General features: G+C 64.0%; 14 protein-coding genes. 5 read left to right on the forward strand and 9 right to left on the reverse strand.

The window, feature by feature from the left end; genetic code table 11:
• Nucleotides 1-4: 4 nt before the first annotated feature.
• Together WAO18_RS03950 and WAO18_RS03955 are read right to left on the reverse strand one after the other, a co-directional pair.
• Entirely contained in the window at nucleotides 5-1,057 is a 1,053-nt protein-coding gene (locus WAO18_RS03950; RefSeq protein ID WP_422204060.1) for a zinc-binding metallopeptidase family protein, read from the reverse strand.
• Complete coding sequence (locus WAO18_RS03955) at nucleotides 1,050-1,988, reverse strand: transglutaminase family protein (protein WP_422204061.1); 939 nt, start codon at nucleotides 1,986-1,988, stop codon at nucleotides 1,050-1,052. Before WAO18_RS03955 ends, WAO18_RS03950 begins: the two co-directional genes overlap by 8 nt.
• 86 nt (nucleotides 1,989-2,074) lie before the next feature.
• On the opposite strand from WAO18_RS03955, the gene WAO18_RS03960 reads away from it, so the two are divergent.
• Complete coding sequence (locus WAO18_RS03960; protein WP_422204062.1) at nucleotides 2,075-2,464, forward strand: MmcQ/YjbR family DNA-binding protein; 390 nt, start codon at nucleotides 2,075-2,077, stop codon at nucleotides 2,462-2,464.
• Between the two features lie 253 nt (nucleotides 2,465-2,717).
• Nucleotides 2,718-3,146, forward strand: a complete 429-nt coding sequence (locus tag WAO18_RS03965; RefSeq protein WP_422204063.1) for a transglycosylase family protein — start codon at nucleotides 2,718-2,720, stop codon at nucleotides 3,144-3,146.
• Between the two features lie 100 nt (nucleotides 3,147-3,246).
• Here the strand turns inward: WAO18_RS03965 and WAO18_RS03970 are convergent, their stop codons facing one another.
• Nucleotides 3,247-3,684 carry a nitroreductase family deazaflavin-dependent oxidoreductase gene (locus tag WAO18_RS03970; RefSeq protein ID WP_422204064.1) on the reverse strand — a complete coding sequence of 146 codons (438 nt, stop codon included), beginning with the start codon at nucleotides 3,682-3,684 and terminating at the stop codon, nucleotides 3,247-3,249.
• Nucleotides 3,685-3,712: 28 nt separating this feature from the next.
• Entirely contained in the window at nucleotides 3,713-5,512 is a 1,800-nt protein-coding gene (gene aspS, locus WAO18_RS03975) for an aspartate--tRNA ligase (RefSeq protein ID WP_422204065.1), read from the reverse strand.
• A 65-nt stretch (nucleotides 5,513-5,577) separates the two neighbouring features.
• On the opposite strand from aspS, the gene WAO18_RS03980 reads away from it, so the two are divergent.
• Nucleotides 5,578-6,459 carry an oxidoreductase gene (locus WAO18_RS03980; RefSeq protein WP_422204066.1) on the forward strand — a complete coding sequence of 294 codons (882 nt, stop codon included), beginning with the start codon at nucleotides 5,578-5,580 and terminating at the stop codon, nucleotides 6,457-6,459.
• Nucleotides 6,460-6,476: 17 nt separating this feature from the next.
• On the opposite strand, the gene WAO18_RS03985 is transcribed toward WAO18_RS03980, so the two are convergent.
• The 3 genes from WAO18_RS03985 to WAO18_RS03995 form a co-directional block, all read right to left on the reverse strand.
• On the reverse strand, nucleotides 6,477-7,634 hold the full coding sequence (locus tag WAO18_RS03985; protein WP_422204067.1) for a sulfotransferase family protein: 1,158 nt from the start codon (nucleotides 7,632-7,634) through the stop codon (nucleotides 6,477-6,479).
• The gene (locus tag WAO18_RS03990; RefSeq protein WP_422204068.1) at nucleotides 7,635-8,645 is read right to left on the reverse strand and encodes a 3-oxoacyl-ACP synthase III family protein; all 1,011 of its coding nucleotides are present in this window, start codon (nucleotides 8,643-8,645) and stop codon (nucleotides 7,635-7,637) included.
• Between the two features lie 180 nt (nucleotides 8,646-8,825).
• Nucleotides 8,826-10,319, reverse strand: coding sequence for a carboxylesterase/lipase family protein (locus WAO18_RS03995; RefSeq protein WP_422204069.1), 1,494 nt, complete (start codon nucleotides 10,317-10,319; stop codon nucleotides 8,826-8,828).
• A gap of 82 nt (nucleotides 10,320-10,401) precedes the next feature.
• Here WAO18_RS03995 and WAO18_RS04000 point away from each other — a divergent pair, with 82 nt between their 5' ends.
• Entirely contained in the window at nucleotides 10,402-11,286 is an 885-nt protein-coding gene (locus tag WAO18_RS04000; RefSeq protein WP_422204070.1) for a neutral zinc metallopeptidase, read from the forward strand.
• Nucleotide 11,287: 1 nt separating this feature from the next.
• On the opposite strand, the gene WAO18_RS04005 is transcribed toward WAO18_RS04000, so the two are convergent.
• Nucleotides 11,288-12,298, reverse strand: a complete 1,011-nt coding sequence (locus WAO18_RS04005) for an Rv2578c family radical SAM protein (RefSeq protein WP_422204071.1) — start codon at nucleotides 12,296-12,298, stop codon at nucleotides 11,288-11,290.
• Between the two features lie 336 nt (nucleotides 12,299-12,634).
• On the opposite strand from WAO18_RS04005, the gene WAO18_RS04010 reads away from it, so the two are divergent.
• Nucleotides 12,635-13,447 (forward strand): hypothetical protein, encoded by an 813-nt coding sequence (locus tag WAO18_RS04010; RefSeq protein WP_422204072.1) that lies wholly within the window; start codon nucleotides 12,635-12,637, stop codon nucleotides 13,445-13,447.
• Between the two features lie 177 nt (nucleotides 13,448-13,624).
• On the opposite strand, the gene WAO18_RS04015 is transcribed toward WAO18_RS04010, so the two are convergent.
• Nucleotides 13,625-13,909 (reverse strand): WXG100 family type VII secretion target, encoded by a 285-nt coding sequence (locus WAO18_RS04015; protein WP_422204073.1) that lies wholly within the window; start codon nucleotides 13,907-13,909, stop codon nucleotides 13,625-13,627.
• Nucleotides 13,910-13,939: the final 30 nt, after the last annotated feature.

Genomic DNA, 13,939 nt, shown 5'->3' on the forward strand with positions numbered 1-13,939 from the left:
GAGGTCAGGCGCGAACCGGGTCGCGCTTGCCGCTCAGTGCAGTCACCTCGTCGACGACGTTATGGATGAACTTCATTTTCTCCAGCACCGCAACGGGCAGGACGAATGGGTAGAGGTCGTCATGGCCCATCGACCGGTTCACCATGTTCAGTGACCACGACACCGGTAGCCACATGTCGATGATGGTGTTGAAAGCGCTGGGCCCCAACACCGGTCGGTCAAAGGTTGCCGTCGCCGGCGCGAAGCCCGACCAGGCCGCGGTGTCCAGCGTGTCCCGGATGTGCAGGTAGTGCGCGAATGTCTCGGCCCAGTCCTCGGCCGGGTGCATGGTCGCATATGACGACACGTAATTCTTGTGCCAACCCTCAGGCGCACCCTCGCTGTAGTGCCGGTCCAGCGCTTCCTGGTAGTCCGCGTTCGGGTCGCCGTACAACTCGTTGAACCGGGCCAGGTACTCGGTGGACGGCGCGATCAACCGGTAGTAGTAATAGTGCCCGATCTCGTGACGGAAGTGACCCAGCAGCGTCCGGTACGGCTCGTCCATCTCCACTCGCAACTGTTCGCGGTGCACGTCGTCACCCTCAGCGAGATCGATTGTGATGACGCCATTTTCGTGCCCGGTCAGCACCTTTTCATGGGCGCTGGACAACAGCCGGAAAGCCAAACCGTAGTCGGGATCTTGTTGGCGCCCGACGATCGGCAGCTTCAATTCGTGCAGTTCCACGACGAGTCGACGCTTGGCCGCTTCGGCGCTGGCGAACTCAACGAGGCCCGCCGGGTCGGCGTCATTGGGCCGCTCGATGGTCAGCTGACACGACTCACAGAGCCCGCCGGAATTGATCGGTACCAACCAATTGCATTCGGCGACATAGCGGTTGGCACACAAGTCGTAATCGCCGGCGCTGACAAAGCCGGCGTGGTCGGCGTCGTCACCGGTGGTGATCACCAGTAACGCCATCTCCTTGAGCGAGAAACCCAGGGCGCTGCCGCACGCCAGGCATGCTGAGTTCTCGAATGTCAGACGCTGGCCGCAGTTGGGACAGTGGAAGTCACGCATACAACTCGTCGCCTTCGTAGGGCACGACGTCGACCGCGACGTCGATCACGCTCTTCTTGGAATTGGTGTAGATGATGCCGCGCAACGGCGGCACGTCCGCGTAGTCGCGCCCCCGGCCGACGATGACGTAGCGCTCGTCGACCATCTGGTCATTTGTGGGATCTAGACCCAGCCACTCGAATTGACCGGGCGGCTGCGGGGTCCATACCGCGGCCCAGGCGTGGGTGGCGTCGATACCGATCATTCGGTCCTTTCCCGGCGGCGGGTTGGTGGCCAGATACCCGGACACGTAACTGGCTGCCAAACCGTTGGCACGCAAGCAGGCGATCGCAAGTCGCGCGAAGTCCTGACATACCCCTTCCCGGGCCGCCAGAACCTCATTGACTCCGGTCGACACCGTGGTCGACCCCGAGCGATAGGTGAAGTCGGCGTAGATCCGCGCCGTCAGATCACCGAGCACGTCGACAAGAGGTCGTTCGGGGACAAAGCTCGGCGCGGCGTACTCGCAGATCTCGTCGGTGATCTCGGGTGGATTCAGGTCGAGAGCGAACTCGGTGGCCAGCGCACCACGCTCTCCTGCCGGCCGGGCCAGCTCCCAGGGAGCCAATGCCGGGCCCCCACCCCAGCGTTCCGGTGGTGACGGATACACCTCGACAACCGACTCGCTGGTGATCGTCAACGTCTGATGCGGTTCGGTGACGTGGAAATACGAACTGACATTGCCGTAGACGTCGAGGCTCGTTGAGCTGTCTGAGGGTCCCGGCGAGATCGTGAGCTCGTGAAACAGGCAGCGTTGCCGCTGCAGGTCTCGCGGGGTCAGAAAACCACGACCGTAGGAACTGGTCACCACGTCCGAGTACCGGTATTCGGTGCGATGGGTGATCCGGTAGCGAGCGCCCGGGCCGGGCGGGTGCTGATCCGGGGACGTCACGCTGCAACAGTAATAAGCCTCAAGATCGCGCGCAGCGCTGCAGCGTGATCCACCCCTTCGGCCGCGCCCCGGGAGCACAATGGGTCATGGCCACCTGGGACGACGTCGCCAGCGTTGTCGGAGAGCTGGCACTCACCGACGAGCGGTCGCCACACGAATGGCGGGTCGGCAAGAAGCTGATCGCCTGGGAGCGTCCGCTGCGCAGATCCGACCACGAGGCGCTGGCCGCACTTGGGATCGAGGCACCCGAAGGCGACATCGTCGGCGTCCGCGTGGCTGACGAGGGTGTGAAGTTCGCGCTGATCGCCGACGAGCCCGCGGTGTACTTCACCACTCCGCACTTCGACGGTTATCCGGCCGTGCTGGTCAGGCTTGCTGCGATCGACGAACGCGGGCTGCGGGAGTTGATCGTCGAAGCTTGGCTGACGCAGGCCCCAAAACGCCTGGTCCAGGAGTTTCTCGGCGAACCCAGGTGACGCCGCGGCACTCCGCCGAGCCACCTCATCAGTCACTCAAGTAACAGCAGTATCACAGACCACTCTAATCACTATATCACGACTAGATAACTTGATTCACATATATCACTCTAGTTATAAACTGCATCAGTAGACTAATTTTTTAACTCCTATTATCATTAGCAACAAAAAACGCGGAGTTATCAATAATCTCACTGAATTACTAAAGTCCCATGCATTGACTCTTTTACCGTGCGCTTGTTAGAAGTGTTAAATGAGTCATTTAGGTGGGCTACTGAGCACGCTGTGCAAGCACCTGGTGATAGCCGCGTTCGTCGTCCTAGGTATGACGCTGTTGGTCAATCCGACCACTGGAGTGGCCTACGCGGACGGCATGAACTGGGACGCGGTTGCGCAGTGCGAATCGGGTGGCAACTGGCATGCCAATACCGGCAACGGGTTCTACGGCGGGCTGCAGTTCAAGCCGTCTACCTGGGCCGCCAACGGCGGCATCGGCGATCCGGCAATGGCATCGCGAGAGCAGCAGATCGCCGTCGCGAACCGGGTGGTTGCCACCCAGGGACCCGGCGCGTGGCCCAAATGCGGCGGGAACGGCCAGCTCTTCCCGATCCAGATCGTCAACATCCTGCTGCACCCGCTGCACGGCACGCTGCAAACGCTGTGGTCGCTGGTCCCGCACTAACCCGTTCGCGGGCGACGTGACCACGTCGTGATGGGTGTCGAGATTGCCCCGTGATCGGGTGCGACAGTTAGTCGGTTGACGGGCTAACTACCCGGCACGGCTAACTCGCCGGCTGCAGCTCGAAGACCGGGATCACCCGCCTCGTCTTCGCCTGATACCCGGCGAAGCCTGGAGACGCAGCCGCGATCCTCGAGAAGAGGTCGTCGCGCTCGGCGGACGGCAATTCGCGGGCGGTCACGTCCGAGGAGTCGTTGCCGATCTCGACCTGAGCCGACGGGTTCGCCCGCAGATTGTGCACCCACCCCGGGTTGACGTCGGCGCCGGCGAACGACCCGATGACGATCAGCTTGCCGTCGACCCGGAAGTAGGCCAGCGGGGAGACTCGCGACTGGCCTGATTTGGCGCCCGTCGTAGTCAGTAGGAGGAGGTCGGCACCCTCGAACTGGCCGCCGACCTTGCCGTCGTTGGCGCGGAACTCCCCGGCAACGGTCTGGTTGAACGCCTTGATCGAGTTGGTGTCGGGAAATTCTTGAGCCATGACCGGTCAACCTCGCCGGTGCCGGCGTCTATTCCGGTTTGGCCGGCGCAGCCTTGGGCGTCCGTGCCGCCTCGGGCACCACGTCGATTCCCGACTCCTTGCGCTGCTGGGCAGTGATCGGCGCAGGGGCGTCGGTGAGCGGGTCGACACCGCCGCCGGACTTCGGGAACGCGATCACCTCGCGGATGGAATCCTCACCGGCCAGCAGCTGACAAATCCGGTCCCAGCCGAATGCGATTCCGCCGTGCGGTGGGGCGCCAAAGGTAAACGCGTCCAACAAGAATCCGAACTTCTCCTGCGCCTCGGCCGCACCGATGCCCATCATCGCGAACACGCGTTCCTGAACGTCGCGGCGGTGGATACGAATTGAGCCGCCGCCGATTTCCTTGCCGTTGCAGACAATGTCGTAGGCGTTGGCCAGCGCATCGCCCGGATCGCTGTCGAAGGTCGCTTCCGACTCGGGCTTGGGAGAGGTGAAGGCGTGGTGCACCGCGGTCCACGCGCCACTGCCAAGTGCGACATCCCCGGCGGCAGTGGCCTCGTCGGCCGGCTCGAACAGTGGGAAATCCACCACCCAGGTGAATGCCCAGGCGTCCCGGTCGATCAGGTTGAGCCGGTCCGCGATCTCGTCTCGGGCCGCACCGAGGAGCATGCGCGACGCTTTCGCCGGACCCGCCGAGAAGAAGATGCAGTCACCCGGCTGGGCGCCGACGTGCGCCGCCAGGCCGTCAAGCTCGGCATCGGACAGGTTTTTGGCCACCGGCCCGCTCAGCGTCCCGTCGTCACCGACCAGCACATAGGCCAGGCCCTTGTGGCCGCGTTGTTTCGCCCACTCCTGCCAGCCGTCCAGCGTGCGACGCGGCTGCGACGCACCGCCCGACATCACCACTGCGCCGACGTACGGTGCCTGGAACACTCGAAAAGTGGTGTCGGAGAAGAACTCTGCGCATTCGACCAATTCCAGCCCGAAACGCAAGTCGGGTCGGTCGGAACCGAACCGGCGCATCGCGTCGGCGTAGCTGATCCGCGGCACCGGCAGCGGAACGTCATAGCCGATCAAGGCCCATACCGCCTTGAGCACCTGTTCGGAAATCGCGATGACGTCGTCGGCGTCGACGAAGCTCAGCTCCATGTCGAGCTGGGTGAATTCCGGCTGACGGTCGGCGCGGAAATCTTCGTCGCGATAGCAGCGGGCGATCTGGTAGTAGCGCTCCATGCCGGCCACCATCAGCAATTGCTTGAACAGCTGCGGACTCTGCGGCAGCGCGTAGAAAGAACCGGGCTGCAACCGGGCCGGCACCAAGAAGTCGCGTGCCCCCTCCGGTGTCGAGCGGGTCATCGTCGGGGTCTCGATCTCGACGAAGTCGTGCGCGGCAAGCACACTCCGCGCTGCGGCATTTACCTTGGAGCGCAACCGAATTGCGTTGCCGGGGCCGTCACGGCGCAGGTCGAGATAGCGATAACGCAACCGGACCTCTTCGCCCGCCGGCTCGTCAAGTTGGAACGGCAGCGGTGCGCACTCCCCCAGCACGGTCAGCGACGTCGCGTTGACTTCGATCTCGCCGGTGGCGATGTCCGGGTTGGCGTTACCTTCCGGACGGATCTCGACGACACCCTGGACGGCGACGCAGAATTCGGCGCGCAGGCGATGGGCCTGAGCCAGCACCTCGTCGGCGCGAAACACCACCTGCGAAACCCCCGTGGCGTCACGCAGGTCGATGAAGATCACCCCGCCGTGGTCGCGACGGCGCGCGACCCACCCGGCCAGCGTTACCTGTTGACCGGCGTCGGTGGCCCGCAACGAACCCGCGGCATGACTGCGCAGCACAAATACTCCTCATCGAACGGTGGGAACGACAGCCCAGTCTAGAGGCGGTAATTTCAGGCATAACCATGGATATTGCAGTTGTCGGTCCGGGCGCCGTCGGCACGACGGCCGCCGCCTACCTCTACGCCGTCGGTAACGCAGTGCTGGTGTGCGGCCGAACGCCGCGGTCGCAGATCGAATTGCGGCCTGATGGCGCCGATTCCATCACAGTGCCCGGCCCGGTCTGCACCGATCCTGCCGAGGTAAAAGGCCCGGTCCGGGTGGTCCTGCTGGCAGTCAAAACCACCCAGAACGCCGAGGCGGCGCGCTGGCTGGCCCGATTGTGTGATGAGGACACCATCGTCGTCGTCTTACAGAACGGAGTCGAGCAGGTCGAGCAGGTGCAGCCGCTCTGCTCGTCGTCGACGGTCGTCCCCGGGATCGTCTGGTTTTCGGCGGAGACTCAGCCCGAAGGCTGGGTGCGATTGCGCGGGGAGGCCCGGCTGGCATTGCCGACCGGCCCCGCCGCCACCATGTTCGCCGACTTGTGGCGCGACGCCGGCGGCACCGCCGACTGCGACCCCGACTTCACCACGGCTGCGTGGCGCAAGCTACTGGTCAACGCGGTGGCCGGTTTGATGGTGCTGACCGGTCGGCGCTCGGGCATGTTCCGCCGTGACGACCTGGCTGAACTGGCGAAGCGGTATGCCGCGGAATGCCTCGAAGTCGCCCGTGCCGAAGGCGCGCAGTTGGGCGATGACGTCGCCGGCGGCACCGTGGAGATGTTCCGTCAAGCGCCCACCGATATGGGCACCTCGATGCTGGCCGACCGCGAAGCCGCCCGCCCGCAGGAGTGGGACATCCGCAACGGGGTGATCATCCGCAAGGCGCGCACCCACGGCATTGCGACGCCGCTCAGCGATGTGTTGGTGCCGCTGTTGGCCGCGGCCAGTGACGGGCCGGGCTAGAGCCGTGTCTGCTTGCTCTAGGCTTCGTGTTTCGGGGCGTCGCCCGCCGCAGCCGAAGCGTTGGCGGGTTTGCTCGACAGTCCGTACGCGTCATAGACGAAGGCAAGGTCGCGGCGGATCCGCTCGGGGTCGAGCCCGAACTTGTCAGGTGAATGCTGGTGGCGGCTGGTGTAACCGCGCTGCTTCTCCGCCTGCTGGCGCAGTTCATCTTCGAACTTGGCGCTGGGCGAGATCTCGATGAAATCGAGGATTCGAGCCATCGTCGGCTCGAGGTTCTGCAGCAGGTCCTCGTAGCGCACGACGCACACGTTCTTCTCGGGGATGCGCCCGCCCAGCTCGGCGTCGCGGAAAAATCGCAACATGTCACCGGAGGCTTGGTAGAGGTTTTCCAGCCACTTGTCCTGGTCCTCTTTGCTGGTGCGGTTGAACGCGTCGAAGCCGTTCTCCAGCACGCTCGCCAGCAGCGACATCCCCGACGGGATCACCTCGACTGGGTCGCGAACGATGTACACCAACTTGGCGTCAGGATAGCGACGCAGTAGCGCGTCCAGCCGGAACGTCAGCATGCTCGACTTGACCAGGATCCGGTTGGCGCCCTTGGCGGTCAGATTCCGCCGCCATATCGCCTCGTAGTACTTGAAGAACCGGTTTTCCTCTTTGGCCGACACACCGTCGATTCCAAAATTTCGCCGCGAGAACGCACTGCCCCAGGTGTCGCGCCACGCAGTGAAATACGCCCAGGCGAATGGACCATCCATCGTGCGGAAAAACCATGCCACGTCATCGGTTTCGATGCCGCGAAGGCTCGTGTCATGGACGTCCGAAGGGTGATATTGCGCAGGGTTGAGCTTGTCCAGGCGCGGCACGATGCCGCCGAGCAGCTTGCGGGCTGTGATCGCCGGAAACATCATCTCCCACAACTCGAGAGCGGCCATGTCGCCGGCGCCCAGCAGGAAGCGGTGCAGGAATGTCGTGCCGCTACGGGGATTTCCGATGATGAAGATGGGCCGGTCGATCGCCTGCTTGCGGTGTCGCGGGAAGAAAACGTAGTCCAGCCCAAGGGTTATCGCCGAAATAGCTTGTCGCACTTGTAAGAGTGTGAAAGCACCCAAAGGCTTGAACCACAACCCGAACGTCTTGCCGATCACCGCATAGACGCGCAGGTAACGACCCATTCAGCTCTCCCACACGGCCGAGGCGCACACGATCGTGAAACCGGATGCGGCGCTGGCGATCACGAGCTTGTCGCCATTGTTGACAGTGCCGTGCTTGAGCCGGTGGTTCAGCGCAACCGCCCACGAGGTGCTGGCGCTGTTCCCGTACAGGGCGTGGGTGTGTACGCAAGCCTCGGGCCGCGCGCCGAGTGCACCGAAGACGCGCTCCAGAATCGCCTGACTCGGTTGGTGGAAGATGTAGTGGTCGACGTCCTCGGCCGCCCATCCCGCACCCGCGAGCAGACGTTGAATCTCCGGCAGCACGTGAACCGACAGCGCGAACAGCTCTTTCGAGCGCGAGATGAAATGCCCGTCGACCGGCGCCGAGCACAGATCGTAGTGTTCGGAGAGGGTCCTGTGCTGGAAGCCCAGCAGCCGAGCGCTGCCCGCCGGCAGCGACTCACGAGTCACCAGGAATGCAGCAGCGGCATTTCCGAGCGTCAGGCCGGCGGCCAGATTCGCGACATCGTCGAGTGACTGGAGGTCATAGGTGACGCGGTCGCGCCAGAGTTCGCCCGCGCACACCAGCGCGGTCTTGATCTCGGGGTGCAAGGCGAAGTAACCGGCGACCACGTGTATCGCCTCGACGAGACCGGCGCACGCGCAGGTCACGTCGAACGCGTGCAGTGGGGTCGCACCCAGGCGCCCCGCCACCTCGGCCGCGGTCGCGGGCTCGAAGTTCTCGCGGGCAATGCCCCCGTAAACCAAAAGATCGACCTCGGACACATCGACGCCGTTCTCGAAGAGGCAGGCAGTCGCCGCGCGGGACGCGAACTCGCCGGGCGAGAGCGTCTGGTCCGGGTCGATGTAACGGACCTGGGTGTTACATCGACCAAGTACGTACTGGACGCCTTGTTCGATCGACTCCCATTCGGATTCCGGCCCGCGGAAGGACTCGCGGACGCGGGACAATACCATCTCGTTGTCGACAGCGGTGTCCGGAAGGACGACCGCTGGCCTGGACAGATACATACGCGGAAGCTGAGAAATTCCGCCGGATTTTTGAGACACGTGGCCCCCATTCTCGTTGAGGCCTTCTTGGGCGTGGCCTCCTCGTAGGGGCCAAAACTACTACCTAGCCCAGGTTTCGGCGACCGATATGAACAAAATTTTGATCAACTATTCTTCTCAGCACCCGTTTAGTTCGGGTTATCAGATCGCTCGCCATGCTGAGAGCCGGTTTCCGTCGGGATCATACCGATTCGAATCTGAGCCAGATCTGATGATGCGGGTCTCGCGGCGCCGGGTCTCGTAGCGGGGCCACTCATTTGACCAGTGTTGAACATCGGACCCGGCGGCGCCGGCGAACTCCAGCCAGGTCCGCTGCATCCGACGGCCCACTGCCGGCATCAGCCAGGTGCCCAGGGGGTGCAGCCGTCGACCTAAGTGCGAGCCGTAGGTGTGCAATATGTGCACGATCTCGCTCCCGTGCACCGCGCCCAGGCCGGTCGCCCGCAGCGTCCAGGGCGCATGGTCGAAGCGGTAGGCATACGTCGGCGCGAGCGCGCTGTAGGCGTCGGCGAAGGCCCGCGTCGGGGCGACGAACATCGCGTCGGCACCGATGTCCTCCAATGCACGGCGCCGCGGATAGCCCGGATAAGCCGCGAGCAACCGCGCTTTGGTATCCGGTGCTAGTCCTGCGAAACAGCGCTCCACGTTGTCCGGCGTCGTCGGCAGCATCGGCGGCTTGTCCCTGGCGAACAGCGCGGCCTCGCGGCGATTCGTGCCGATCACCAATGGAATCCGAGCCGTTGCGCCTGCCCGCGCTGCGTCGATCGGATGTAACGGCAGCAGGTCGACCCCATAGGTCAAGCCGTGCGCCAGCGTTGGTGTCGTCGCCACGCTTTCGAGCTGTAATTCGCCTGCAGCGCGGCGCAATTCGCGTTGAGGCATGGTCTTCAACGCCCCAGCCGACACCCCGAGCCGACTGAGAAATCGCTGCGCCTGCTCGGCGCGCGTCTCCCGGTCGGCCATCAGCGGCAGAGCAGGGCTCTGTGCAATCGCCTGGGCGAAAAGACCTTCGGTGGACGGGCTGGCCAGCAGTGCCAATACCGAAGTGGCGCCTGCGGATTCGCCGAAAACTGTCACGCGGCCGGCGTCGCCACCGAACGCCGCGATGTTGTCACGCACCCAAGTCAGCGCCGCGATCTGGTCACGCAGGCAGAGGTTGTCGTCAAATCCCTCGCCGAGGTCGCCGAGCTCGAAACCGCCGAAAACCCCTACCCGGTAAGTGACATTGACCACGACGACAGGGCCGTTCGCCGCCAGCCGCGACCCTTCGTAGAGCTGTAGCTGGCCCGCGCCGTTGAGGAACGCACCACCCGGAATCCACATCATCACCGGCAGCGAGCCGGACACGTCGGGCGACCACACCGTCACCGTCAAACAGGCTTCGTCGCGGACCGTCGGATCTCTGCGGTCACCCGCGACCATCGAACGACTCTGCAACGGCAGCGGGCCATTCTCGAGGACATCGCGCACACCTGTCCAGGGCGAGAGCGGCGCCGGCGCGGCGAATCGGCGCTCGCCGACGGGTTGTTGCGCGTACGGCACACCGCGCCAGACCGCGACGCCGCCCTCGACGGTGCCGCGAAGATCGCCGGCGGACGTGCGCGCAACAGCGCTAACTTCGGCAACCCCGGGCACGCCTGAATCGTAATGTGCAAAGCTGATCTCGCCGGGCTAGTAATTCTCGAGAGCTACGCCATACACCGCGACGGAGAATGCGATGACCTTCAACGAGGGTATGCAGATCGATACCAGCACGACGTCGGCGTCCGGCGGCGGTGGCGGACGTGGAATCGCGATCGGCGGCGGACTCGGCGGATTGTTGTTCCTCGTTGTGGCTTTGCTGCTTGGAGTCGACCCCGGCAAAGTAGTCAACCAATTGCCGGCGCCGAGTGCCAGCCAGGACGTCGCACCCGGGTTCGATCTGAGCAAGTGCCGAACCGGCGCCGATGCCAACCAGTACGCGCAGTGCCGAGTGATCGCCACCGGCAACTCCGTCGACGCGGTGTGGAAGCAGCTGTTGCGCGGATACACCCGCCCGCGGGTCCGGCTGTTCACCGGTCAGGTCGGCACCGCCTGCGGCGCCGCCACTACCGAGGTCGGGCCGTTTTACTGCCCGGTTGATCAAACCGCATACTTCGACACCGGTTTCTTCGACGTGCTGCGCACCCAATTCGGTTCAAGCGGTGGGCCATTGGCGCAGGAGTATGTAGTTGCTCACGAGTTCGGGCACCACGTGCAGAATCTGCAGGGTTCACTCGGCCGCGCTCAGCAGGGCGCGCAGGGCGCCGGCGGCAACGGCGTGCGCACCGAGCTGCAGGCCGACTGCTACGCCGGGGTGTGGGCCCACTACGCCTCCACTACCAAGCAGGAAAGCACCGGCGTGCCCTTCTTGGAACCGTTGAGCGACAAAGATATTGCCGACGCGCTGTCGGCTGCGGCGTCCGTCGGCGATGACCGCATCCAAAAGTCCGCCACCGGCCGCGTCAACCCCGAGTCATGGACTCACGGCTCCTCCGAGCAGCGGCAGCACTGGTTCACCACCGGCTACCAGACCGGTGACCCCAACCAGTGCGACACCTACCACGCACCTGACCTGAACTAATTCAGAACAACGTTGGCTGTAACGCTTCGACGGCTTGCGGCGGCGGGGTCATACCGAAGCGCCGAGTGTCGCCGCCCAGCCCGTACTTGGTGATCAGCGGTGCAGCCGTTGCGCGGAGCTCGTCGCGGTATTCCGGCGGCAAATACGCTCCGCGCCGGTACAACTCGCGATACCGGCCGACCAATTGCGGATAGCTATGTCCCAGCCACGACATGAACCAGCCGCGGGTCGAGCCGCGCAGATGCAGGCCAAACACCGTGACACCGGTGGCCCCGGCCGCGTCGATCTGACTGAGTAGCCCGTCCAGGTGTTCAACGGAATCGGTCAGATACGGCAGCACCGGCGCCACCATCACGTGACAGTCCAAGCCGGCCTCGCGGATCGCGGCGATCAATCCCAGGCGGGCTTGTGGGCTTGGCGTACCGGGTTCCACCTGTTTGTGAAGTTCCGGTTCACCGATCGCAAGCGAGACAGCGAGGCTGACCGGTACCTGTCCGGCGGCTTCGACAATCAGCGGCAGATCACGGCGCAGCAGGGTGCCCTTGGTCAGGATCGACAGCGGGGTACCCGACGACGCGAGCGCGCCGATGATGCCCGGCATCAATGCATAACGGCCCTCAGCGCGTTGGTACGGGTCGGTGTTGGTACCCAGGGCGACCGTTTCTCGGCACCATGAGCGTCGGGCCAGTTCGCGACTCAGCACGCCGACGATGTTGGTCTTGACGATGACCTGGGTGTCGAAGTCGTTGCCGCAGTCCAGATCCAGATACTCGTGGGTCGGCCTCGCAAAGCAGTACCGGCAGGCGTGCGAGCAGCCGCGGTAACCGTTGACGGTGTATTGGAAAGGCAACGCGGCGGCACGCGGAATCTTGTTCAGCGCCGACTTACACAAGACCTCGTGAAACGTGATGCCATCGAACTGCGGCGTCCGCACGCTGCGGACAAAACCGATCCGCTCCAGTCCGGGCAGTGCGCCGTCGTCGACCTCGATGTTCTGGCGGTCCCACCGCATACATTATTCGAACGCATGTTCGAGTCGATGTCAACCCCTCTTGCAGGCCGTCCTTCGACTGCGATCGCCTCCCCTTGCCCGTCGCCAATATGACTGCGGTGGGTGGGTTGTCATTTAAGCTGGACCATCGTGACGTCTGATACTGACGGCCCAAAAGACAGCAAGAATCTCAAGTGGGCAATGGGTGGGGTGGCCGCGGTCGCGGTCTTGGCAACGATCGTCGCAGCGGTATTGCTGTTCGGGGGCGGAGATTCGGGAGGGCCCAAGGGCGGCTCGGATAACGGGGGTCAGGAGACCGCCAACGTGGCCAGCGCGAAAGACACTGGCCCGGTTGCGGTGATCACCGACGATCCCAGTTGCACGGCATGGACGGCGATCAACAACTCACTGGCGAACAGTGGTCAGGGGCTGTGGAATGACCGCGATCGATCGGTGCCTGCTTCGGCGTGGACGCCGAAGCAGCGGGCACAGTTCATTGCGGCCGGACAGTCGATGCGCGGCGCTGCGGCGCAGACGATCGGCTTGATCAAGCTGACCCCGCATCGGGTGATGCGCGAGCTCTACCAGCAGTTCATCGCCTACGCGCGGGCCTACTCCGAGCGAATCCCCAAATACACGCCGGCCGACAATAATTTGGCCGGTGCCGCGAACAGCGCCTCGTCCGCGCTCGGCGCAATCTGTGCCGCGATCAGCGACGGTGCCGCGGCGGCCCGCGGACCGCTGGTGTCGCCGGCGCCGCCGCCGTCGGACATCGCGCCGGTGGGCAATCTCGCGAACCCGCAAGCAATGCTCACCAGCGACAACTCGACTTGCTCCGACTGGAAGGCGGCCTTGGAGGAGTTCGGCAAGCAGACCTCCGAGTGGCAGCAGATGGATCCCAATGTTCCGTCGATGTACTGGAATAAAGAGCAGAAGGCGGTCAACTACGCAGTCGGCCCGGTGATGAACTCCTTCGCCAATAAGCTCGAACAGCTTGGCAAGCAAAGTGATAACGCCGTTTGGCAGGACCTGGCAAACCTCTCGGCCCAGTATCGTCGCGCGTTTGTCACCGCGTTGCCCACCTACGCCCCGACCGACAACCATCTGGCCAACGCCGCCAATTTCGTCTCGACGACGGTCCTCGGCGCTTGCGTGGCGGTGACTGAATAGGCGCGCATCCGGCGCCTACTCACCCCGCTCGATCTCAGAGCAGCGCGGCAGGCAGTCAGCAGTGACGTGATGTCCGCTACGGCATTGGGGGCCAACGTTGTAGCGATTTCCCGGTTCGACAAAAAACACACCGGGCATCGTGATGCCCGGTGTGTTCGACCTCTACGTGGTGAAGGGTTAGGCCCAGCTGGAGCCGACGGCGGAGTCGGTGCTCGACATGTTGTTGCCGGCGGTCTGCACCTTCTGGCCGTGGCTGTTGGCTTGTTCGTAGATGACCTGGAAGTTGCGGCCCAACTGGGTGATGAACTCCTGGCAAGCCACCGAACCCGAGCCGCCCCAGAAGTCACCGGCAGCCAGCACATCGCGCACGATGGCCTGGTGCTCGGCCTCCAACGAGGCGGCCTGGGCGCGGATCATCGCGCCGTGGGCATCCACATCACCGAACTTGTAACTGATCGACATGACTGTTCTCCTACAAGGTTTGGGTGATGC

Source organism: Mycobacterium sp., from assembly GCF_049278535.1.
GTDB lineage: Bacteria > Actinomycetota > Actinomycetes > Mycobacteriales > Mycobacteriaceae > Mycobacterium.

Bases quoted from the DNA above. Each gene is read 5' to 3' on its own strand.
- WAO18_RS03950 (WP_422204060.1), bottom strand. From the start codon at position 1,057: ATGCGTGACTTCCACTGTCCCAACTGCGGCCAGCGTCTGACATTCGAG.
- WAO18_RS03960 (WP_422204062.1), top strand. From the start codon at position 2,075: ATGGCCACCTGGGACGACGTCGCCAGCGTTGTCGGAGAGCTGGCACTC.
- WAO18_RS03965 (WP_422204063.1), top strand. From the start codon at position 2,718: ATGAGTCATTTAGGTGGGCTACTGAGCACGCTGTGCAAGCACCTGGTG.
- WAO18_RS03970 (WP_422204064.1), bottom strand. From the start codon at position 3,684: ATGGCTCAAGAATTTCCCGACACCAACTCGATCAAGGCGTTCAACCAG.
- WAO18_RS03980 (WP_422204066.1), top strand. From the start codon at position 5,578: ATGGATATTGCAGTTGTCGGTCCGGGCGCCGTCGGCACGACGGCCGCC.
- WAO18_RS03985 (WP_422204067.1), bottom strand. From the start codon at position 7,634: ATGGGTCGTTACCTGCGCGTCTATGCGGTGATCGGCAAGACGTTCGGG.
- WAO18_RS03990 (WP_422204068.1), bottom strand. From the start codon at position 8,645: ATGTATCTGTCCAGGCCAGCGGTCGTCCTTCCGGACACCGCTGTCGAC.
- WAO18_RS04000 (WP_422204070.1), top strand. From the start codon at position 10,402: ATGACCTTCAACGAGGGTATGCAGATCGATACCAGCACGACGTCGGCG.
- WAO18_RS04005 (WP_422204071.1), bottom strand. From the start codon at position 12,298: ATGCGGTGGGACCGCCAGAACATCGAGGTCGACGACGGCGCACTGCCC.
- WAO18_RS04015 (WP_422204073.1), bottom strand. From the start codon at position 13,909: ATGTCGATCAGTTACAAGTTCGGTGATGTGGATGCCCACGGCGCGATG.